At 48.8% G+C, this 20,545-nt stretch carries 20 protein-coding genes, 1 other RNA gene and 1 riboswitch; of the genes, 20 read left to right on the forward strand and 1 reads right to left on the reverse strand.

Annotated elements, in window-relative coordinates:
* The 14 genes from T504_RS0104315 to T504_RS0104380 form a co-directional block, all read left to right on the forward strand.
* Nucleotides 1–273 (forward strand): IS3 family transposase (locus T504_RS0104315; RefSeq protein ID WP_033169844.1); only part of this gene is annotated, 273 nt, incomplete at its 5' end.
* A gap of 192 nt (nucleotides 274–465) precedes the next feature.
* Nucleotides 466–741: an HU family DNA-binding protein gene (locus T504_RS0104320; protein ID WP_156033473.1), complete on the forward strand. Its 276-nt coding sequence runs from the start codon at nucleotides 466–468 to the stop codon at nucleotides 739–741.
* Between the two features lie 91 nt (nucleotides 742–832).
* The gene (locus T504_RS0104325; RefSeq protein WP_033169845.1) at nucleotides 833–1,591 is read left to right on the forward strand and encodes an SDR family NAD(P)-dependent oxidoreductase; all 759 of its coding nucleotides are present in this window, start codon (nucleotides 833–835) and stop codon (nucleotides 1,589–1,591) included.
* A 31-nt stretch (nucleotides 1,592–1,622) separates the two neighbouring features.
* Nucleotides 1,623–2,771, forward strand: a complete 1,149-nt coding sequence (locus T504_RS0104330; RefSeq protein ID WP_051635201.1) for an MGDG synthase family glycosyltransferase — start codon at nucleotides 1,623–1,625, stop codon at nucleotides 2,769–2,771.
* A 107-nt stretch (nucleotides 2,772–2,878) separates the two neighbouring features.
* On the forward strand, nucleotides 2,879–3,343 hold the full coding sequence (locus T504_RS0104335) for a hypothetical protein (protein ID WP_033169846.1): 465 nt from the start codon (nucleotides 2,879–2,881) through the stop codon (nucleotides 3,341–3,343).
* Nucleotides 3,344–3,421: 78 nt separating this feature from the next.
* A complete protein-coding gene (locus T504_RS0104340; RefSeq protein WP_033169847.1) occupies nucleotides 3,422–3,718 on the forward strand; it encodes an FtsB family cell division protein in 297 nt (98 codons plus the stop codon).
* Between the two features lie 83 nt (nucleotides 3,719–3,801).
* Nucleotides 3,802–4,275 carry a S1 domain-containing RNA-binding protein gene (locus tag T504_RS0104345; RefSeq protein ID WP_033169848.1) on the forward strand — a complete coding sequence of 158 codons (474 nt, stop codon included), beginning with the start codon at nucleotides 3,802–3,804 and terminating at the stop codon, nucleotides 4,273–4,275.
* A gap of 87 nt (nucleotides 4,276–4,362) precedes the next feature.
* Nucleotides 4,363–5,763, forward strand: coding sequence for a tRNA lysidine(34) synthetase TilS (gene tilS, locus T504_RS0104350; protein WP_051635202.1), 1,401 nt, complete (start codon nucleotides 4,363–4,365; stop codon nucleotides 5,761–5,763).
* Nucleotides 5,760–6,305: a hypoxanthine phosphoribosyltransferase gene (gene hpt / locus T504_RS0104355; protein WP_033169849.1), complete on the forward strand. Its 546-nt coding sequence runs from the start codon at nucleotides 5,760–5,762 to the stop codon at nucleotides 6,303–6,305. Before tilS ends, hpt begins: the two co-directional genes overlap by 4 nt.
* Before the next feature lie 63 nt (nucleotides 6,306–6,368).
* A complete protein-coding gene (ftsH, locus tag T504_RS0104360) occupies nucleotides 6,369–8,405 on the forward strand; it encodes an ATP-dependent zinc metalloprotease FtsH (protein ID WP_033169850.1) in 2,037 nt (678 codons plus the stop codon).
* 100 nt (nucleotides 8,406–8,505) lie between these two features.
* Nucleotides 8,506–9,486: a biotin--[acetyl-CoA-carboxylase] ligase gene (locus T504_RS0104365; protein ID WP_033169851.1), complete on the forward strand. Its 981-nt coding sequence runs from the start codon at nucleotides 8,506–8,508 to the stop codon at nucleotides 9,484–9,486.
* 46 nt (nucleotides 9,487–9,532) lie between these two features.
* Nucleotides 9,533–10,348 (forward strand): type III pantothenate kinase, encoded by an 816-nt coding sequence (locus tag T504_RS0104370; protein WP_033169852.1) that lies wholly within the window; start codon nucleotides 9,533–9,535, stop codon nucleotides 10,346–10,348.
* A 2-nt stretch (nucleotides 10,349–10,350) separates the two neighbouring features.
* Entirely contained in the window at nucleotides 10,351–11,307 is a 957-nt protein-coding gene (gene dusB / locus T504_RS0104375; protein WP_033169936.1) for a tRNA dihydrouridine synthase DusB, read from the forward strand.
* Nucleotides 11,308–11,349: 42 nt separating this feature from the next.
* Nucleotides 11,350–12,735 carry an aminopeptidase gene (locus tag T504_RS0104380; protein WP_033169853.1) on the forward strand — a complete coding sequence of 462 codons (1,386 nt, stop codon included), beginning with the start codon at nucleotides 11,350–11,352 and terminating at the stop codon, nucleotides 12,733–12,735.
* A gap of 66 nt (nucleotides 12,736–12,801) precedes the next feature.
* Here the strand turns inward: T504_RS0104380 and deoD are convergent, their stop codons facing one another.
* Nucleotides 12,802–13,512, reverse strand: a complete 711-nt coding sequence (gene deoD, locus T504_RS0104385; protein WP_033169854.1) for a purine-nucleoside phosphorylase — start codon at nucleotides 13,510–13,512, stop codon at nucleotides 12,802–12,804.
* A gap of 195 nt (nucleotides 13,513–13,707) precedes the next feature.
* Here deoD and rnpB point away from each other — a divergent pair.
* The 6 genes from rnpB to trmFO all read left to right on the forward strand — a co-directional run bounded on the left by rnpB (nucleotide 13,708) and on the right by trmFO (nucleotide 20,545).
* Nucleotides 13,708–14,064, forward strand: an RNA gene (gene rnpB, locus T504_RS13820) — RNase P RNA component class A.
* 168 nt (nucleotides 14,065–14,232) lie between these two features.
* Nucleotides 14,233–14,380: riboswitch (cyclic di-AMP (ydaO/yuaA leader) on the forward strand.
* An 18-nt stretch (nucleotides 14,381–14,398) separates the two neighbouring features.
* Nucleotides 14,399–15,049 carry a C40 family peptidase gene (locus T504_RS0104390; protein WP_173662983.1) on the forward strand — a complete coding sequence of 217 codons (651 nt, stop codon included), beginning with the start codon at nucleotides 14,399–14,401 and terminating at the stop codon, nucleotides 15,047–15,049.
* A gap of 292 nt (nucleotides 15,050–15,341) precedes the next feature.
* On the forward strand, nucleotides 15,342–15,704 hold the full coding sequence (gene folB / locus T504_RS0104395) for a dihydroneopterin aldolase (RefSeq protein ID WP_033169856.1): 363 nt from the start codon (nucleotides 15,342–15,344) through the stop codon (nucleotides 15,702–15,704).
* A 167-nt stretch (nucleotides 15,705–15,871) separates the two neighbouring features.
* Nucleotides 15,872–16,969: a DNA-processing protein DprA gene (dprA, locus tag T504_RS0104400; RefSeq protein WP_033169857.1), complete on the forward strand. Its 1,098-nt coding sequence runs from the start codon at nucleotides 15,872–15,874 to the stop codon at nucleotides 16,967–16,969.
* The gene (gene topA, locus T504_RS0104405; RefSeq protein ID WP_051635203.1) at nucleotides 16,932–19,214 is read left to right on the forward strand and encodes a type I DNA topoisomerase; all 2,283 of its coding nucleotides are present in this window, start codon (nucleotides 16,932–16,934) and stop codon (nucleotides 19,212–19,214) included. Before dprA ends, topA begins: the two co-directional genes overlap by 38 nt.
* Nucleotides 19,211–20,545, forward strand: a complete 1,335-nt coding sequence (gene trmFO / locus T504_RS0104410) for a methylenetetrahydrofolate--tRNA-(uracil(54)-C(5))-methyltransferase (FADH(2)-oxidizing) TrmFO (protein ID WP_033169859.1) — start codon at nucleotides 19,211–19,213, stop codon at nucleotides 20,543–20,545. The genes topA and trmFO overlap by 4 nt, the downstream gene beginning before the upstream one ends.

The following is a 20,545-nucleotide window of genomic DNA, read 5'->3' on the forward strand; positions in this document are numbered from 1 at the left end:
GCTTACCAAATGGGCAGCTATGTAGGCCGATTAAAGGAAGAACGAATTTTTCAAAGTATGTCTCGCAAAGGCACCTGTCTGGATAATAGCGTGATGGAAAATTTCTTTGGCCTGCTAAAACAGGAAATCTATTATGGGCATACCTATCACAGCTTCGAAGAACTTGAACGAGCTATACGGCATTACATCACATACTACAATAAGCACAGAATCAAAGCCAAGCTGGGGTGGCTCAGCCCAGTAGATTATCGTTTACGTCATGCCGCAGCATAAAAACCGGTAGCCGCAAATAATTGCTACTACCGGTAAGGTCTAACTTTATGGGGTCACTACATTTTCGCGTTTTTTCGCGAAAGCCCTTGATTTTTATTTGCTTTTCTGTTACATTCACTATTAGCAGGCCGATGAATGTGCATGGCATTTGCTAGAGCCTGGGAAAAGGTATTTTTTAAGGGGGCTGCAACTGTGAATAAAACTGAATTGGTAGCTGGTGTTGCCGAAAAAACCGGTATGACGAAAAAAGATGCGGAAAAAGCAGTGAATGCACTGTTTGAGAGCATTCAGGAGGCCTTGACTTCAGGGGACAAAGTCCAGATGATTGGTTTTGGTACCTTCGAGGTAAAAGAGCGTCCCGCTCGCAAGGGACGTAATCCACGTACAGGGGAAGATATCGTGATTCCGGCATCGAAAAATCCTGGTTTTAAGGCAGGGAAAGCATTGAAAGATGCAGTCAATGGATAAGTAAAAGATTTTGATGGCAATGCACCGGGTTCCGTGGGGGACCCGGCTTTTTTTATGATGATTGCTGGAACGAGAAAGGAGTGGGGGTCTGATGGAACGTCAGATGGCGAAGAAAGTAGTGATGATTTCGGGCGGAACGTCGGGGATTGGATTGTCCGCAGCAAAGGGCTTTTTGAAACGGGGATTTCGCGTAGCGTTGCTGGGGCGGTCAAAAAGCCGTGGCGAAGAAGCACTGCGGGAATTGGAGGCAGGAGAAGATGGTTTGTTCCTCCCCTGTGATGTCAGCCATCATGCAGCTTGTGATCAAGCCGTGGCAGAGGTTTTGAAGCTTTGGGGGAGACTCGATGTATTGGTCAATTCGGCAGGGATTTATGTGGAGGGCGCCATTGAGGATATGACGGATGAGTGCCTGGAACAAGTTCTTAGTACCAACGTGAAGGGAACATATTATCTTTGTCAAGCGGCGGTGGCAGCCTTGAAAGCGTCGCGAGGGAATATTGTAAATGTTGCCTCGGATGCTGGGGTTCATGGAAACTATTATTGTTCTGCGTATTGTGCCAGCAAGGGGGCTGTCGTCATGTTCACGAGAGCACTGGCCTTGGAATTGGCGGGCTTTGGGGTAAGGGTTAATGCCATTGCACCGGGGGATATTTTAACTCCGCTGACAGAAAAACAGTTGCAAGGGGCGCTGGACCGCGAAGAAGCTTTGCGGCAGATGGCGTCAGTTTATCCGCTGGGACGTATTGGCACTCCGGAGGAAGCGGCCGCATTGATTCTTTTTTTGGCATCGGCGGAAGCCTCATTTGTAACTGGAGCAATTTGGGGGGTGGATGGTGGATTGACTGCTTGAAATATGGTACAATAGGCGAGTATGTATTTTTATGCAGAGAGGAGGGAGAAGTACGAAAGCATTCAAGATTTTGTTATTGACAGCATCAATCGGTTCGGGACATATCAAGGCAGCGGAAGCTATCGAAAAGGAGCTTCGGGGGATGCTGCCTCAGGCAGATATCACTACGGTAGACTTCATGTCACGCCAGACGTCCTGGCTTCATTGGCTCATGAAGAAAATTTATTTGATTATGCTGGATTTTGTGCCGAACCTTTATGATGTTTTTTACAAGGTATCTGGAGGAGCTTCGGGCGGTTCGTTAGCTCAGAGTGCCTTTGCGGTCGTCATGCAACCGGTGGTGAAACGGATTATCCGAGAAGCAGTTCCGGATATAGTGATTTGTACGCACCCGTTTCCAGAAGGGGCGGTCTCGTTATGGAAAAAACGGCACGATACTAAGCTGCCGTTGGTCGTGGTTATGACGGACTATTCCCTGCATCAGATTTGGTTGTATCCGCGGGTTGAGGCGTATTTTATGGCAACGGAGGCCATGCGTCAGGAAATGATTGAAAAAGAGTTTTCGCAGGCAAGTCTGCATGCCGCAGGAATTCCGGTCGCAGCGTCACTTCAGGAGCTGCCGGGGAAAACGGCTTTGCGAGATTCTTACGGACTGCCGCAAAATAATCCGGTAATCCTCTTGATGGGAGGAGGACTCGGATTAGGAGGGATAAAGGAAACGCTGTTGGAACTCGACAAAATTTCACAGCCACTTACTTTGTTGGTGATTGCTGGACGCAATGAGCGCTTGCTAGAAGAGATTCGCAAGAGTACCAAGCAATATCATCATCTGGTGAAAGCGTGGGGATTTACCGACAAAGCGCATGAGCTCATGGGGGCGGCGGATCTTTTGATTACGAAACCTGGAGCTTTGACAATCAGCGAAGCTTTCGTACTGGGACTGCCGATGCTGCTGCATGATCCGATTCCCGGTCCAGAGACCGAAAATGCGGTTTATGCAACAAGGCATGGCGCAGCTGTTTGGCTGCATCCGGGAGAAAAATTAGCACCGGCTGTGCAGGAACTCTTGACAGGGGATTGTCTGGAGAGTATGTCAGCCAGGGCAAAGGAATGTGCTAAACCGGCTGCGGCTGCGGAAATTGCGCAGTGCATCGTAACGATGCTGACAGGAAAAAAATAATTTCAAGATGTTAGCAGGTTTTTGGTATTGTAACGAGGAATACTATATCAACAGTCTGCGGACAGCTGGAGGGGATTAATCAGCTGTAGAAGGAATTGGTGATAGAAATGGCCGTATTTCAATTAATGAAGGACGACAACAATCAGTATATCTGTCCCAAATGCAAGGGCAAATTGCGCTTTGTCGATGGTAAGGCCGTGCAGATTGTCGACGGTAGAGCGGATATGAGTTCGATTTTGCCGAAATATGAATGCGATCATTGTGGGATTTATTTTCAGGAACTTTTGGGATCTGGATTTTATAATGAATATGATCTTCCGCGGAAAAAGAAAGCGAAGAAGATTGTAAAAACCGGTGACCTGCAGCCGATGGAGCTGAAGCGTGACCGCAATAATCAATGTGTATGTCCACGCTGTGGTGAGATGATGGATTTTGTGGAGGGACAGGCTGTCCGGTTGGTGGACGGTGTTCCTGATATGGAAAATGTCAAAGATCATTTTCATTGCAAACATTGTAATTCCACGTTTCGCCGCTTGGCTGCTACGAATTATTTCCAATGGTCGGAAAAATAATTGGCAATTGGCTTGCATCTCATAAAGTTTGCCGTTATCATTAAGAGGATTGAGATTTTTTCAGAAGGAGGGATAATGATGAATAACAGGAAAAGGCCGAAAAAATATCGTGTCAGTTGGTTTTTCCTTTTGCTGGTCATCATTGTAGGTTATTTTGTCTCCATTCTGATATCTCAACAGGTGTATCTCAGTCAGGTTAGCAGGGATCAGGCGGCAGCTGAGGCAAGGTTGTTAGCCGCTCAGAAAGAAAATGAAGCCCTGCGGCAGGAAAAAGAAAAACTCAATGAGTTAGGGTATATTGAAAAGATTGCCCGGGAGGAGTTGGGCATGACGCGCGCTGGGGAGCTTCCGTATACTACCGGAAGCCGGAAATGAGTGTTATCTGCCTTGACACTATTCTATGGTCAAGGTTATAATAATTCGTGTATTCTTTACTACATTAAGGAGGAAGAATTAATTTGTCCATTGAAGTTGGCAGTGTGGTCGAGGGTGTCGTAACTGGCATCACAAACTTTGGCGCATTCATTGAATTGCCGGAAGGCAAGAATGGTCTTGTCCACATTTCAGAAGTCGCAGATGTTTATGTAAAAGATGTCCATGACTTTCTCACAGAAAAAGATAAAGTTAAAGTCAAGGTATTGACGATTGATGAGAAGGGCAAGATTGCACTTTCCATCAAACAGCTCCAGGAGAAGAAGCCGGAGGAACATGTAGTTAAACCACATGCTGCTGCTGCGAGTGATTCTTCCGCCCGTCCAATGCGTTCGCGGGCACCACGTGATTTTCGGAAACCGAATCGGTTTAACAATTCCAATGCATCCTTTGAGGACAAGCTTTCCCGCTTTCTCAAAGATAGCGACGAGCGTTTGACGGACTTGCGCCGTAAGACGGATTCAAAACGCGGAGGACGTGGTTCCCGTCGTTCGGATTAATCGTGCGACAGTACATTGGTGATTTCAAAGCACTCTGCATAAGGGTGCTTTTGTTCGTTTTGTTGCAGAAAGCTTGGTGATCGGGTTATGATGGAAAAGGTGGAAAGGTTCTGCCAGCAGCATAACCTGCTGCCGCAAGGGGCGGGAATTCTCGTGGCTTGTTCTGGCGGTGCGGATTCCCTGGCTTTGCTGATGCTGTTGTGGCAGCTTCGCGGACGGTATCAGCTGCGGGTGGTGGCGGCTCATTATGAGCATGGCATCCGCGGCGTGGAATCCCAAGAGGACGCGGCTTTTGTACAGTCCTTTTGTCAGCTGCATGGAATTCCCTTTCGGTTGGGGCATGGAGATGTGCCAGCGTATGCGGCGGAAACAGGGCTGTCGTTGGAAACAGCAGCCCGTAAGCTGCGGTATCTGTTTCTGGAAAATATCCGGCAGGAATTGTCGCTAGAGTTCTTAGCGGTAGCGCATCATGCCGATGATCAGGCAGAAACCGTGCTCATGCGTGTCCTGCGGGGAACGGGACCGGCCGGCTTGGCTGCCATGCGTCCTAAGAGTGGAGAAGATGGACATATCCTTCGACCGCTTTTGGGGGTGACGAAACAGGAAATTCGTCAGTGGTGTGCCAAGATGCATTTGTCGCCGCGTGAAGATAGTACCAATCAACAGTTGGATTGCACGCGGAATTTATTGCGGTTGCGCACGATTCCTAATTTGCAGCGGGAATATAATCCAGAGCTTTCGAAGGCCTTGTGCCAATTGGCAGAGGTTGCTGCTGCCGAAAATGATTATATCAAGGCGCAGGTAGATGCCGTGTGGAAAAGCCCCATGGTGGAGTGGCAGAATGGTGTGACACTGCTGGTGAAGCACTTTGCCCAATTGCCGTTGGCTTTGCAGCGCGGCGCTGTCCGCAAGTATTGGCATTGTCTTACGGGCAGTGGTTGTGATTTGAGCTTTGTGCAGGCAGAAGAGGTGCGTCGGCTTTGTCTCGAAAATAGGACAGGGAGCCGGTTAGAACTGCCAGGAGGCTGGCTGGTGCGCATTGCCTATGGGCGGTTAAGAGGTCAGCCCCAGGCAGCCGTTGATCCGGAAGAAAAGCTGTCAGCGGTACCGCTTCAGATTCCCGGCAGGACAGTTTGGGGAAGTTATAGTTGTGAGGCTGCTTGGTTAGAGAAGCTGCCTGCAGTCACGGGACCGCTTGAGTATTACCTCTGCCCCAAGGATTTGCCAGAACCTTTGGTCATCCGCCGGCGGGAAGCTGGCGATGTAATCCAGCTTTCGGGAGGCCGCAAGAAACTCAAGCGGTTGCTGATTGACGATAAGATTCCCCAGGAAGCGCGCGACGGGCTGCCACTCATAGCTGCCGGTCACGAAATATTATGGGTTGTGGGCCATCGGCGCAGTACACGGTGTCCGGTGGATATAGATACAACAGGTAAGAAGAAATTCTTATATCTCAAGATTCAAAGAAGAGAGGAACATTTATCATGATGAACGACGATATCGAGAAGGTAGTATATTCGGAGGAGACGCTTCAGGCTAAGATTGCGGAGCTCGGCCGCCAGATTACGGAAGACTATAAGGATGTCAAAGAGGAGATTTTTTGCGTCGGCATTCTTAAAGGTGCTGTTATGTTCTATACGGACCTTGTTCGTCAGATTGATTTGCCGGTTCATTTTGACTTTATGATCGCGTCGAGCTATGGAAATGGCACGTCTACTAGCGGCACAGTTAAAATTTTAAAAGATCTTGACTATGATGTAGAAGGAAAACACCTCATCATTATTGAAGATATAATAGACTCGGGTACGACCATGAATTACCTCATGAAGTATTTCAAAGAGCGCAAACCCAAAAGCGTCAAACTTTGTTCGCTGCTTTCGAAGCCATCCCGCCGTGTCGTGGATGTCAATATTGATTACTGCGGCTTTGAAGTACCAGATGAGTTCCTGGTTGGTTATGGCTTGGATTATGCGGAGGTATATCGCAATCTGCCGTACATCGGCGTTTTAAAGCCGGAGATTTACGCCTGAGTATGCCAAACAAATAAATCCGCAGGAGCCTTTTAAAAGCTCCCGGAAAGGGAGGGCAATGGATTGAATAAGTTTCTACGAAATGTAGGGTTCTACCTGTTGATTATCCTGGTCGCAATTTCTATTATCGACTATTTTTCAACAAAGAACACAACCAAGCAGGAAATCGAGTATACGCAATTCCTGCAACAGGTGGATAACGGTGAAGTATCAAAGGTCGTAATCATTCAGAATACGATCCGCGGAAAACTTTCTGATGGTACGGAGTTCACGACCATCACACCGGATGCCCCGAACAATGACCCGCAGCTCTATCAGAAGCTCAGCAGCAAGAATGTCGAGATTGCCGCCGAGAATCCGCCGGAGCCGCCATGGTGGTCCACGATGTTCTCATCGGTGCTGCCGATTCTCCTGTTGGTGGGAGTATGGTTCTTTATCATGCAGCAGACCCAGGGCGGCGGTGGCCGCGTGATGTCCTTTGGTAAGAGTCGTGCTCGTATGAGTGGTGCGGACAAAATTAAGGTAAACTTTAAAGACGTTGCTGGTGCTGATGAGGCGAAGCAGGAACTGGAAGAAGTTGTTGAATTCCTCAAACATCCGAAGAAGTATAATGACCTCGGAGCCCGTATTCCGAAAGGGGTTCTGCTCTTTGGCCCTCCGGGTACTGGTAAGACTTTGCTGGCTCGTGCTGTAGCTGGTGAAGCTGGAGTACCGTTCTTCTCGATTTCCGGTTCGGATTTCGTGGAGATGTTTGTCGGTGTCGGTGCTTCCCGTGTTCGTGATCTGTTCGATCAGGCGAAGAAAAATGCGCCGTGCATTGTGTTTATCGATGAGATTGATGCGGTGGGACGTCAGCGTGGCGCTGGTGTCGGCGGTGGTCATGACGAACGCGAGCAGACCCTGAATCAGTTGCTCGTCGAGATGGATGGCTTTGCTGCCAATGAAGGCATCATCATCATTGCGGCAACGAACCGTCCGGATATCTTAGACCCTGCACTTTTGCGTCCGGGCCGTTTCGATCGGCAGATTGTTGTCGATAAACCGGATGTACGCGGGCGCCTGGCGATTCTCAAGGTCCATACCAAGGGAAAACCGGTGGATGAGGATGCAGATCTTGATATTCTCGCTCGCCGTACGCCTGGCTTTACCGGTGCGGATCTCAGTAACCTGGTCAATGAGGCAGCACTGTTGGCTGCACGCCGGGACAAGAAAAAGATTTTCATGCAGGAACTTGAAGAGGCTATCGAGCGCGTAATGGCAGGCCCGGAACGCAAGTCTCATATCATGAACGATGAAGAGAAACGCTTGACGGCTTATCACGAAGGCGGTCATACTCTGGTGGGTATGCTGCTTAAACATGCAGACCCCGTTCATAAGGTTACGATCATTCCGCGTGGTCGTGCTGGTGGTTATACACTGATGCTTCCCAAGGAAGATCGCAACTACGCAACGAAATCTGAGCTGCTGGATCGCCTCAAGGTGGCTATGGGTGGCCGTGTAGCGGAAGAAATCGTACTGAAGGAAATCAGTACGGGCGCTTCCCAGGACATCCAGCAGGCAACCCGTATGGTCCGTGGCATGGTCATGCAATATGGCATGAGTGATGTCCTGGGTCCGGTGGCTTATGGCGAAAGCCAGAATCATCAGGTATTCCTGGGCAGAGACATCAATCATGAGCGCAATTACTCGGAAGAGGTTGCCAGTGAGATTGATAAAGAAGTCCGCAAATATTTGGAAGAAGCCTATGAGGCGTGCCGTGTACTCATTACAGAAAACCGTGACAAACTCGAACTCATTGCGCAGGCACTTATTGAGCGTGAGACGCTGACGGCTAAACAGCTGGAAGAGTTGTTGACGACTGGTAAGCTGGCCGATGACGACGAGAAAAAGTCGACGGATCCGTTGGACTTTGAAAAGAAGAAGGACGATTGGTCTTTCTTTGACCCAGCTCCGATTGAGGAGGGGGAGCAGCAGACGGAGACGGATGCTGCTGACAAGGGAAACGAGGAAACAAAAGAGACGGCGGCAGATGAAAAAACGGATGTTGGGAAAGAAGACAAAGCAGAACCAAAATTCAATGTCACCCATTATGATCGCTAAGGCGAATTTGGAAAAGACCTTCTGTAACAGAAGGTCTTTTTTAATGGATATTTTCGTTGTATAATTAACAGGTGTGAAATGGAGCAAAGGAGGATTTCCATTGCGGACTGAGATTCTTGATATTTTACGCCGTGCTGGTGCGCAGTATATTTCTGGAGAAGAGATGGCAAACCGTCTCGGTGTATCACGAACGGCGATATGGAAGCATATTCGGGAGCTTCGCGAGGAAGGCTATGAAATCGTCAGCCATTCGCGGAGCGGATATTCCCTTCGTGAGGCGCCGGATCGGCTTTTGCCGAATGAAATCCGGCATGGGCTCAAGACACGATGCATCGGACGTGATATTCACTTTAAGGAAATATTGGATTCAACCAATACCTGGGCGAAGCAATTGGCAGCTGATGGTGCGTTGGATGGCACAATTGTGGTTACGGAACAGCAGACTGGTGGTAAGGGCCGGTTGGAGCGCAAATTCTTTTCACCGGCAGGAAAGGGAATCTGGTTTTCGGTAATCCTGCGCCCGCCCTTTATGCCGCAAGAGGCGCCGAAGTGTACCTTAATGGCGGCCGTAGCTGTGGCCATGGCGATGGAGAAATTTGGCCTTGCGGCTGGAATCAAATGGCCCAATGACATTCTGTTTGAAAACAGGAAAATGGTGGGAATCCTGACGGAAATGAGTGCGGAAATGGACCGCATCAATTATGTCGTCATCGGAACGGGGATAAATGTGAATATCCTGCCAGAGGATTTTCCTGAAGATATTCGGGACAAAGCGACTTCCCTGCAGGTGGTCAATCATGGCGAGAAAATCCCACGAGTGAAATTCTTCCAGGTATTGTTGGAAGCTATGGATAAACTCTACGATGAAGTATTGGCCAAGGGCTTTGGACCGGTTATGGATGCCTGGCGGAAGTATTCGGTTACGTTGGGGCAGGAGGTTCGCGTAATCGGGGTTCGTGATGGCGAAGAATATGTGGGGACTGCAGTAGACATCGACGAAGATGGAGCACTGCTGGTGGATGCGGAGGATGGCCGTCACCGCGTGTTGGCAGGCGATGTATCCATTCGGCCCCGAAAGTAGGAGAAGACCATGCAGTCTGGTCTGCATGATTGGAGGAGGAACCCTTTTGTTATTAGTTTTTGATATTGGCAACAGCAATATTGTCATGGGAACTTATGAAGGCAAGAAGCTGGTCAAACATTGGCGTATTTCGACGGATCGGCAAAAGACCGGTGACGAGTACGGGATGCTCATGAATGAGTTGTTTAATTATCAGGGAATCCGCATGACGGATATCCACGCAATCATCATTTCTTCGGTGGTACCGCCGTTGGTGGTTCCCATGGTGAAAATGTGTGAGCGCTATTTTCATATTCGTCCACTCGTAGTAGGACCGGGAATCAAGACAGGGATTAAGCTGCACTATGAAAATCCACGGGCAATTGGTGCCGACCGAATTGTCAATGTTGTCGGTGCTTATGAGCAATACGGCGGGCCCTTGATTGTCATCGACATTGGTACGGCAACTACTTTTGATGTGGTTGGCGATGAGGGGGATTTCCTAGGTGGCGTTATTGCGCCGGGAATCGGTACAAGTGCGGATGCCTTGTTCCAACGGGCAGCGCAGCTGCCACGTATTGAGTTGGTACCACCCAAGCAGATTATTTGCCGCAATACCATTCAGGGCATGCAGGCGGGCATTATTTTCGGCTATGTCGGCCAGATTGATGAAATCGTGCGCCGCATCAAAGGGGAATATGGCAAGGAGATGAAGGTGATTGCCACGGGAGGACTTTCCCGTATGATTGCCAAAGAATCGTCTACCATTGATAGAGTGGACCATTTCCTCACACTTACAGGTCTGCAGGCGCTCTATGAGCGCAATGCGGATCGCCGTGAGGGGCGAAGTGCTGACCATTTGCAGAAGGAGACAGAAGTATGAGCATGAATATCGGATCCTTCCATTTTGAAGTGCCGGTATTTCTGGCTCCTATGGCAGGGGTAACGGATACCGCTTATCGAATTATCGCGCATGATATGGGGTGTCCACTTTGTTATGCGGAAATGGTCAGCAGCCAGGGAATTCACTTCCGCAATGAACGCACGCTGGAGATGTTAAAGACTGAGCTGGCGGAGCGTCCGATTGCCATGCAGATTTTTGCCAATACGCCGGAGATGGCGGCTGAGGCAGCTAAATACGTTGAGGATTTTGGCACGGCGGATATTCTCGATTTCAATATGGGATGTCCAGCTCCCAAGATTGTCAAGAATGGAGAAGGATCGGCGCTGATGCGCGACCCGCAGAAGGCATTTGCCATTATGTCCGCTATTCGCAAGGCTGTTAAGATGCCGTTTACGGTCAAGATGCGCAAAGGCTGGGATGATGAGCATGTCAATGTCTTGGAAATGGCAAAGCTTGCGGAAGAGGCAGGCGTTGATGCGATTGCGGTTCATGGCCGCACCCGGGAGCAGTTTTATCGGGACAATGCAGATTGGGAGATTATCGCAAGGGTAAAGCAAAGTGTCAAAATACCCGTCATCGCCAATGGCGATGTGCGCAGCTGCAATGACCTCAAGAAAATCCTGGAAATTACCCATGCAGATGGTGTGATGGTGGGACGAGCAGCGCAGGGCAATCCTTGGATATTCAAACAGCTTACGCATTATTGGCGGACCGGTGAGATGCTATTGGGGCCGACGATGAAGGAACGGGCGGAAGTGATTATCCGCCATCTCGATTTGCTGCTCAAGTACAAGGGCGATTATGTCGGGCCGCGTGAGATGCGCAAGCATGCAACCTGGTATACCAGGGGAATAACCCATGGGGCCGTGCTGCGGGACAGATTCAATAAAGCAGAATCGCGACAGGATTTTTTAGATATAATTGATGAATTCTTTTAAGGATCGTTTGGCAACGATGCGTGAAGCAAAGGGAGTAATAGTATGGCAGAAGAAAAAAAATCGATATGGAGTCAATACAGCGAAAACGAAAAACTAGAGCTGGAAGAACTCAACAAAGGGTATCGCGAATTTTTAAGCAAATGCAAAACGGAACGCGAAAGCGTGATCGAAGCCGTAAAGCAGGCAGAAGCTGCTGGTTACCGGGATCTCTTTGAGGTGGTAAAAAAAGGAGAAACGCTTTCAGCCGGTGATAAGGTGTATGCAGTCAACATGAAGAAGGCGCTGGTGCTGTTCAATATTGGTGAAGAGCCACTGGAACAGGGCATGAACATCCTCGGGGCGCATATTGATACCTGCCGCTTGGATGTGAAGCAGAATCCGCTTTATGAGGACGGCGGACTGGCCTACCTTGACACGCATTATTATGGTGGCATAAAGAAGTATCAGTGGGTTACCCAACCGTTGGCGCTTCATGGTGTGGTGGCCAAGAAGGATGGACGCGTAATTGACATTTGCATTGGTGAGGATGAGTCAGACCCTGTGTTCTGTGTTACGGATCTTTTGATTCATCTTTCCCAGGAGCAAATGAAAAAAAATGCTGCGAAAGTTGTGGAAGGAGAAGATCTCGATATCCTCGTGGGAAATTATCCGCTGCAAAAGGAGGATAAGGAATCGGTAAAAGAAGGTGTCTTGAAGCTTATCAAGGATAAGTATGATATCGAGGAAGAGGACTTTCGTTCTGCGGAGTTGGCTTTGGTTCCAGCAGGAAAGGCTCGGGAATTGGGCTTTGACCGCAGTATGACGTTAGCATACGGCCAGGATGACCGCGTTTGTGCCTATACATCCTTGGTGGCAATGTTGGCTACCGGTAAAATGCGTCGCACGGCCTGCTGCCTGCTGGTGGATAAAGAAGAAATCGGCAGTGTAGGTGCAACGGGAATGCAGTCCCGTTTCTTTGAGAATGTGGTAGCCGAGCTGTTAAATGCCAGCGGTTCTTATAGTGATCTTGCTTTGCGTCGTACGCTAGCAAATTGCAAAATGCTCTCCTCGGATGTATCGAGTGCATATGATGCCTTGTATGCTAGTGCTTACGATAAGAAAAATGTCTCCTATCTGGGTAAGGGGATGGTGTTCAATAAGTTCACTGGTGCACGTGGCAAGTCGGGGTCCAATGATGCGAATGCGGAGTATTTGGCAGAGCTTCGTCGAATCATGGATGACCATAACGTTCATTATCAGCTGGCAGAACTGGGTAAGGTCGATTTGGGCGGTGGCGGAACCATTGCTTATATCATGAGCCTCTATGGGATGCAGGTCATTGACAGCGGCGTGGGCGTCATGAGTATGCATGCTCCTTGGGAAGCAACCAGCAAGGTAGACGTGTATGAAGTCTGCAAGGGATATACAGCGTTTTTACAGAACGCTTGATGCAAAAGGACCGCTATTCGCATTGGCGAATAGCGGTCCTTTTTATGAAATAGAAAGTCTGAAGGCTTAGTCTTCAATTGCCGTTTCAAGGGCAATTTTAATCATGTCATTGAAGGAAGTCTGACGTTCCTCAGCCGTACAAGCTTCGCCCGTCAGCAGATGGTCGCTGACCGTGAAGAGTGCGAGAGCCTGAACATGGGCTTCTGCTGCCAGCGTGTAGAGTGCTGCAGCTTCCATCTCAACGGCCAGAACCCCGTATTTGCGGAGTTTCGCGCTGTCGATTTCATCGTCGTAGAAACGGTCTACCGAGATGATGTTGCCGACCGTAGCATGCAGATTCAGCTTCTTCGTGTTTTCCACAGCCTTCGAGAGAAGGTCAAAATCTGCCAGCGGTGCGTAGTTGATGGAACCGCCAAAAATATTCTTAATAATGGAGGAATCCGTGCTGGCGCCCTGAGCAATCAACACGTCACGAAGTTTGACATCCGGGTGCATACCGCCGCAGGTTCCGACGCGGAACAGCTTCTTGACACCGAACGAGTGAATGAGCTCATGGGTGTAAATGGAAATGGACGGAATGCCCATACCAGTTCCCTGAACGGAAACTGGTACGCCTTTGTAGGTGCCCGTGAAACCGAGGATGTTGCGGACCGAAGTATACTGTTTGGGGTTCTCGAGGAAATTCTCCGCAATGAATTTTGCACGAAGCGGGTCGCCCGGCAGCAGGATGCGCTCTGCGATATCGCCTTTTTCTGCGCCAATGTGAGGTGTAGCCATGATGTTTTCCTTCTTTCTCAAAATCAATTCTGAAAAGTTAAAACTTATAGGACAATTATAAAAAAAAATAAGAAATACGAAAAGGGCAAATGTCCTTAATTCATTATAAAACAATTAAAAATATGGTGCAAGCGGTTGATTAGTACCTGATTTGACAAATACGTGCTAAATGTGCTATAATGTGCCACGTTGATATAAGTTGTCAAGACAATCGCGGCTGCCTCTTGAAGGCAGATGAGGAAAGTCCGGGCTCCATAGGGCAGTGTGCTGGATAACGTCCAGCGAGGGTGACCTTAGGGATAGTGCCATAGAGATTTAGACCGCCTGCGTGTCAGGTAAGGGTGGAAAGGTGCGGTAAGAGCGCACCAGCAGTCAGGTGACTGGCTGGCTTGGGTAAACCCCACACGGAGCAAGACCAAATAGGGAAGGGATGATGCGGCCCGCGGAACCTTCCGGGTTGAGTCGCTTGAGCCGGCAGGTAACTGTCGTGCCTAGATAAATGATTGTCGCCGCGCAAGCGGAACAAAACTCGGCTTATTGATTGCTTATAGCAACGTGAGATGAATATTGTGGCTGTCAGTGATGACAGCCAATTTTCATGTTTGACAGCTTTCTGAAAAAGAACTGAAAGAATAAGTACAATTAAGAATAACTAAGAAAAACATTAGTAACAAGAAGGAATAATGCGGTATTTGCCGTATTATATATATTGGGTTCTTACATAAGAATAAGCCGAATCCAGCCCAGGAGCGGGGGAACCAGATTTTTTGGGGCGAACGTCAGACTCATGGCAGCATGATACTGAAGCGGGTGGTCTTCTCTACCCGAGCCCGGCAGCTAACCTCGTAGGCGAATAGAGAGAGGAGTTGGCTTTTTGAGTAAAGCAATGCGCGTGTTTGCGCTATCCATGATCCTTATGTGCTGGTTTTCCGTATGCGGTGCTTCGGCATTTCGCGTAGGTGATCAGGGCACCGATGTAGCAGAGATCCAGGGGCAATTGGTCCGTCTCGGCTACGATGTATCAGCTGATGGTGACTTCGGTCCGGCCACGGCTGAGGCTGTAAAGGCATTCCAGAGTTCGCACGGAATGAATGCAGATGGACAGGTCGGTTCCACGACTTATACGGCACTGCTCGGCAAGACGATGCCGGCAGTATCGCATGGTTCCAACTACATCAAGCGTACGGTTATCGATGAGTCGATGCAGTATCTTGGCGTTCCGTATGTATTCGGGGGCACGACTCCGAATGGCTTTGACTGCTCTGGCTATGTACAGTATGTCTTTGCACATGCTGGTATTTCGCTGCCGCGTACGGCAGATGTCCAGTATGAGGCTGGTTCGTATGTTTCTGACAGCGAACTCATGCCGGGTGACCTGGTATTCTTTTCGACGTATGAACCGGGGGCTTCCCATGTCGGCATCTATCTCGGTGACCGCAAGTTCATTAATGCGTCGTCGAGCCGCGGTGTCAGTGTAGCGTCGCTGGATAGCTCTTATTGGGGTTCCTGCTACATTGGCGCACGCCGGGTAATGTAATTATGACCAGTCTTTTGGGAGAGGTGTAGACCTCTCCAATTTTTTTATTGATTTATGTGTTGGAGGTGACGGGATGGGCGATTTGTTTTTGCTGCTGTTGATTTTTTTGATGGTTGCTTATGCATTTTGGGATGAACTTTTTACGCAATAACTTAGAAATATTCGGAAATATTCAGGAAACAGGCAGGATTTTTGTCAAGGGTCACGAAATAAGGTAAGCAGGAGCAATGAGAACTTTTGTAAGTTGCAAGATGTAAAAAATGGTATCATTTAAGAATGAGGAGTGACTACGATGGCAAAGGTTAGAATCCACAATATGATGTTTTATGGTTTTCATGGTGTTTATGAGTATGAGCGCGAGCAGGGACAAAAATTCTATGTTGACATTGAGATCGAGACAAAAGATGATCGCATGGCTGAAACCGATGATGTCAAAGACGGTGTTGACCCAGCGGCCATTTATGATATTGTCAAAGATGTAACGGAGAATAAACGCTTCCAGATGTTAGGCGCATTGTCCGCTCATATTGGGGATAAATTGCTGGCGAAATATCCGCATTTCCGTACGGTAACGGCGCGGATTCGCAAACCGTCTGTGCCTATTTCTGGTCCTATCGATTATGTAGAAGTCGAAACAACTCGGGTTCAGGGATAAAGGGGACCTGTTGGGCCATCAGCCGAAGAGTGGCTGGTGGCCTTTTATGCTGTTTGCTTTTCGATACAACTACTTAAAAATTTTATGAAATTGTTGGGGAAAGTGTTGCATTCAACATAAATTTTCGCTAAGATAAACAAATGTATAGGTCTAAGGATGGCGATAAAATGAAATCCGAGGATAACTATTATCTGGCGGCGTTAGCTCGCTGCCGCGGTTTAGGGAGCCGGAATATTCAAAAACTGCTTGGGAAGTTTCCTTCCGCAGCTGCCATTTGGCAAGCTCCGCGAGAAGCTTTGTATTTGGTAGGAGGTTTGTCGTCCCAACAGGTGCAGAACTTGTTGAGGTTCCGAAAAGAGAATCAACTTTTGCCGGAGCAGCTGGCTGAGCAATGTCAGAGACTGGGGATAAGCCTTTGTTCCATAACGCAGGGAAATTATCCTAATATATTGAAGGAAATTTTCGATCCGCCAGTGGTTTTCTACTATCGTGGACAATTGCAGCCAGAGGCTGTCAGAGTCGCTATGGTAGGGGCAAGACGCTTTACTCCTTATGGGGAGAGCACTGCTTTGGAATTTGGAAAGCAATTGGCGGCGGCTGGACTGACAGTAGTCAGTGGGGCCGCTAGAGGAATTGATACGGCCTCGCATAAAGGAGCACTGAAAACTGGCAGAACGGTGGCGGTTCTTGGCTGCGGGGTAGATGTTGCCTATCCAGCGGAAAACAAGCGGCTTCTGCAGGAGATACCAGAAAGAGGTGGTGTGGTTCTGTCTGAATATGGTCCGGGAACTATCCCACTGCCGATTTTCTTTCCAGCACGAAATCGCATAATAAGCGGATTGTCGCAGGGAACGCTGGTCGTGGAAGCCGCCAGGCACTCTGGGTCGTTGATTACAGCAGAGTTATCGCTCTCAGAGGGCAGAGATGTGTTTGCGATTCCTGGCAGTATCTATTCAACGACTAGTCAGGGCTGCAATCATTTGATTCAACAGGGCGCAAAGCTGGTACAAGAACCAGTGGATGTCCTCGTGGAATACGGGTTAGCTGCGCCACCAAAAGCAAAGATGAAACGGCAATTCACGCCGGAGGAACGGCAGATTTGGCAGGTTTTGTCTTTTGAACATCCGTTGACTATTGACGAAATTTTTGATAGTCTGCCAGACGGAGAAATGTCGAATCTGGCTTTTTTGCTCCTGCAAATGGAGCTTAAGGGCCTTGTTATAGAGAATGAGCTGCATGCGTATAGGCGTGCTGAGAGGGAGTGATGGTTTGACTGCAGCCGCAACGAAAACCAAGACAAAAGCAAAGGCGAAAGCAAAATCCAAAGTCAAGAAGACCTTGGTCATCGTAGAGTCGCCCGCTAAGGCTAAGACGATTGAAAAATATCTTGGGCGCAAATATATGGTACGTGCCTCGATGGGGCATTTGCGCGATTTGCCGAAAAGTCAGTTCGGTATTGATGTCGACAATGATTTTGAGCCCAAATACATAAATATTCGCGGCAAAGGCGATCTCATCAAAGCGCTGAAAAAGGATGCTAAGAATGCGGATAAAGTATATTTAGCAAGCGACCCGGATCGTGAGGGAGAGGCAATTGCCTGGCATCTTTCCTATATTTTAGGTTTAGATCCAGAGAAAGACTGCCGGATTGTATTTAACGAAATCACGAAGCCAGCCATTCAGGATGCGGTTAAGCATCCCCGGTCCATCAATATTGATCAGGTGGATGCTCAGCAGGCAAGACGCATGCTGGACCGTATTGTGGGGTATAAACTGTCACCGCTTCTTTGGCGAAAGGTTCGTAAGGGCTTGTCGGCAGGACGCGTGCAGTCGGTTACAGTAAAACTCATTTGCGACCGGGAAAAAGAAATTCAGGCCTTTGATTCTGTGGAATATTGGACCGTTGGATTGAAGCTGCGCAAAGAGAAATCGGCGATGTTCGATGCAGAACTCACGCAGGTAGATGGCAAAAAACTGGATCTTCATAACGAACGAGAAACCAAGGAACTGCTCCTTGATTTTAATAAGCAAGAGCTCAAGGTAGCTGCCGTGAAGAAGAGTGAGCGCCGCCGCAAGCCATCGGCGCCGTTTACGACGAGTTCTCTTCAGCAGGACGCCGCGCGTAAGCTTGGCTTTACCTCGCGCAAGACGATGATGCTGGCACAGCAGCTCTATGAAGGAATAGAATTGGGCCGTCATGGCGCAACAGGTCTAATCACTTACATGCGTACGGATTCGACGCGTCTTTCTGACTTAGCACAGAATGATGCTCGGGCCTTTATTGGCGAGCAGTTTGGTGAGGAATTTGTTCCACCCAAACCGAATGTATACTCCGCGGGGAAAAAGGCACAGGATGCTCATGAGGCAATTCGGCCGACAAATGTTACGCTGACGCCGGAGACAATTGAAAAATTCCTTAATAAAGACCAGCTCAAATTATATACGTTGATTTGGCAGCGGTTCACGGCAAGTCAAATGACAGCGGCTGTTTACGATACGATGAGTATTTCCATCAAGGCGGGAGAACGTTATACGGTACGAGCTGCGGGCTCTAAATTGAAGTTTGCCGGCTTTACAGCCGTTTATGCTGGGGCGGATTCCACCAAAAAGGAAAAAGATGTTGTTCTTCCGGAACTGGCGGAAGGCGATGTTTTGACTACGGCGAAAACGCTTCCGCAGCAGCATTTCACGGAACCGCCACCGCGCTATAATGATGCATCGCTGGTAAAGACGTTGGAGGAAAAAGAAATCGGACGTCCGAGTACCTATGCGCCAATTATTGAGACGATACAGGCGCGTGGTTACGTGCAGCGTATCGATAAGCATTTTCAGCCTACGGAGTTAGGGTTTGTCGTAGTGGATATGCTCGAAGAGTATTTTAAAAATATTGTTGATGTAAAATTTACGGCCAATTTGGAAAATGAGCTCGATGAAATTGCCGAAGGAAAAGTGGAGAAGAACAATCTGCTGCGGGAGTTTTATGGTCCGTTTGAGACAACTTTGGAAAAAGCCGACGAAGCTATCGGTCATGTTGAACTCCCGGTAGAAGTATCGGATGTGAAATGTGAACTCTGTGGTCGTATGATGGTGGTAAAGCAGGGAAGATTCGGCAAGTTCTTGGCTTGTCCGGGATTCCCGGATTGCCGCAATACCAAACCGCTGCTGGTGGATACAGGGGTTAAATGCCCGAAATGCGGCGGTCCTATCGTAGAGCGAAAAACTCGTCGTGGCCGGAATTTTTATGGTTGCAAGAATTATCCGGAGTGTGATTATACGACTTGGGATCAGCCGCAAAAAGAGACTTGTCCGAAGTGCGGTGCATTTATGCTTAAACATCACTATAAAAATGGGCGGGCCTTGCTTTATTGTAGCAATGATGCGTGTGAGACCCGTATTGACCACCCCATTAATAAGGAATTGGATAAGATGCGTCAGCGGGCAGAAGCCAAAAAGGCTCGTGATGCAGAGAAGGCAGCCAAGGCTGCAAAAGAGGAAAAGAAAAAGGAATGAAAAAAGTTATCATCATAGGAGCTGGTCTGGCTGGCTCTGAAGCAGCCTGGCAGGCAGCAGAACTTGGTGCAGAGGTAACCCTCTATGAAATGCGTCCGGTCAAATCGACGCCGGCGCATAAGACAGCAGGCTTTGCCGAATTAGTTTGCAGCAATTCGCTGCGTGGCGCAGGCTTGGAGAATGCCGTAGGTGTTCTAAAAGAAGAAATGCGCCGGCTCCATTCGATTATTATGGAGGCAGCGGATGCCACGAAGGTTCCTGCTGGTGGGGCTTTGGCTGTTGATCGTCATGGTTTTAGCGACTATGTGACGAAAAAGGTGTCGGAGCATCCGCGAATTACTGTTATCCATGAAGAGTTGGAGCGTATTCCGTTATGGGAAGATGCAATAACGGTCGTGGCCAGCGGTCCGTTGACCGATGGGAAATTAGCCGAAGATGTGGCTGCTCGTACTGGAAACGATTCGTTGTATTTCTATGATGCCGCGGCACCGATTGTCAGTATCGATTCTGTAGATATGAGCAAAGCTTATCGAGCCTCCCGTTATGGAAAAGGTGAGGCGGCTTATATCAACTGTCCAATGACAAAGGAAGAATATGAGTCATTCTGGACGGAGTTGGTAAATGCGGAAAAGGCACCAACAAAAGATTTTGAGAAAGAAAAATTTTTTGAGGGCTGCATGCCGGTGGAAGTTATGGCTAGCCGGGGAAAGGATACCTTGCTATACGGTCCACTCAAGCCGGTCGGGTTGGAACATCCGGAGACGGGCGTCCGGCCGCATGCTGTCGTTCAGCTTCGTCAGGATAATGCCAGTGCGACACTCTACAACATCGTCGGGTTTCAGACCCATCTGAAATGGCCGGAACAGCGTCGGGTGTTTGGCATGATTCCGGGCCTAGAGCATGCGGAATTTCTGCGCTATGGTGTTATGCACCGCAATACGTTCTTGAATTCCCCTAAGCATATGCGGCCGACGCTGCAGCTCCGTGGAGAAGATGCACTGCTCTTTGCCGGTCAGATGACCGGAGTCGAGGGCTATATCGAGTCGGCATCGTCAGGGCTCATTGCCGGCATCAATGCCGCGCGCCTGGCCATGGGGAAAGAACCGCTGGTATTCCCCGAGGAAACCTGCCATGGCGCACTATGTCACTATATCACGACTAGTGAGGCCAAGCATTTCCAGCCCATGAACGTGAATTTTGGCATCCTGCCGGAAATTGATATGCGCAATGAAAACGGCAAATACATTAAAGACAAAAAACTAAAAAAACAGCGTCTGGCAGAACGGGCTTTGAACGCGATTGAAATGTTTAAGGATAAGATTGGAGAGTAA

The sequence above is a fragment of the Selenomonas sp. ND2010 genome (assembly GCF_000702005.1).
Lineage (GTDB): Bacteria > Bacillota > Negativicutes > Selenomonadales > Selenomonadaceae > Selenomonas_A.

What these genes read in the sequence shown, in the direction of transcription:
- dusB (WP_033169936.1), top strand. Translation starts at nt 10,351, where the DNA reads ATGAATATCGGATCCTTCCATTTTGAAGTGCCGGTATTTCTGGCTCCT.
- folB (WP_033169856.1), top strand. Translation starts at nt 15,342, where the DNA reads ATGGCAAAGGTTAGAATCCACAATATGATGTTTTATGGTTTTCATGGT.
- T504_RS0104325 (WP_033169845.1), top strand. Translation starts at nt 833, where the DNA reads ATGGAACGTCAGATGGCGAAGAAAGTAGTGATGATTTCGGGCGGAACG.
- T504_RS0104335 (WP_033169846.1), top strand. Translation starts at nt 2,879, where the DNA reads ATGGCCGTATTTCAATTAATGAAGGACGACAACAATCAGTATATCTGT.
- T504_RS0104390 (WP_173662983.1), top strand. Translation starts at nt 14,399, where the DNA reads ATGCGCGTGTTTGCGCTATCCATGATCCTTATGTGCTGGTTTTCCGTA.
- trmFO (WP_033169859.1), top strand. Translation starts at nt 19,211, where the DNA reads ATGAAAAAAGTTATCATCATAGGAGCTGGTCTGGCTGGCTCTGAAGCA.
- deoD (WP_033169854.1), bottom strand. Translation starts at nt 13,512, where the DNA reads ATGGCTACACCTCACATTGGCGCAGAAAAAGGCGATATCGCAGAGCGC.
- hpt (WP_033169849.1), top strand. Translation starts at nt 5,760, where the DNA reads ATGATGAACGACGATATCGAGAAGGTAGTATATTCGGAGGAGACGCTT.
- T504_RS0104380 (WP_033169853.1), top strand. Translation starts at nt 11,350, where the DNA reads ATGGCAGAAGAAAAAAAATCGATATGGAGTCAATACAGCGAAAACGAA.
- topA (WP_051635203.1), top strand. Translation starts at nt 16,932, where the DNA reads ATGAGCTGCATGCGTATAGGCGTGCTGAGAGGGAGTGATGGTTTGACT.
- T504_RS0104330 (WP_051635201.1), top strand. Translation starts at nt 1,623, where the DNA reads ATGCAGAGAGGAGGGAGAAGTACGAAAGCATTCAAGATTTTGTTATTG.
- tilS (WP_051635202.1), top strand. Translation starts at nt 4,363, where the DNA reads ATGATGGAAAAGGTGGAAAGGTTCTGCCAGCAGCATAACCTGCTGCCG.
- dprA (WP_033169857.1), top strand. Translation starts at nt 15,872, where the DNA reads ATGAAATCCGAGGATAACTATTATCTGGCGGCGTTAGCTCGCTGCCGC.
- T504_RS0104340 (WP_033169847.1), top strand. Translation starts at nt 3,422, where the DNA reads ATGAATAACAGGAAAAGGCCGAAAAAATATCGTGTCAGTTGGTTTTTC.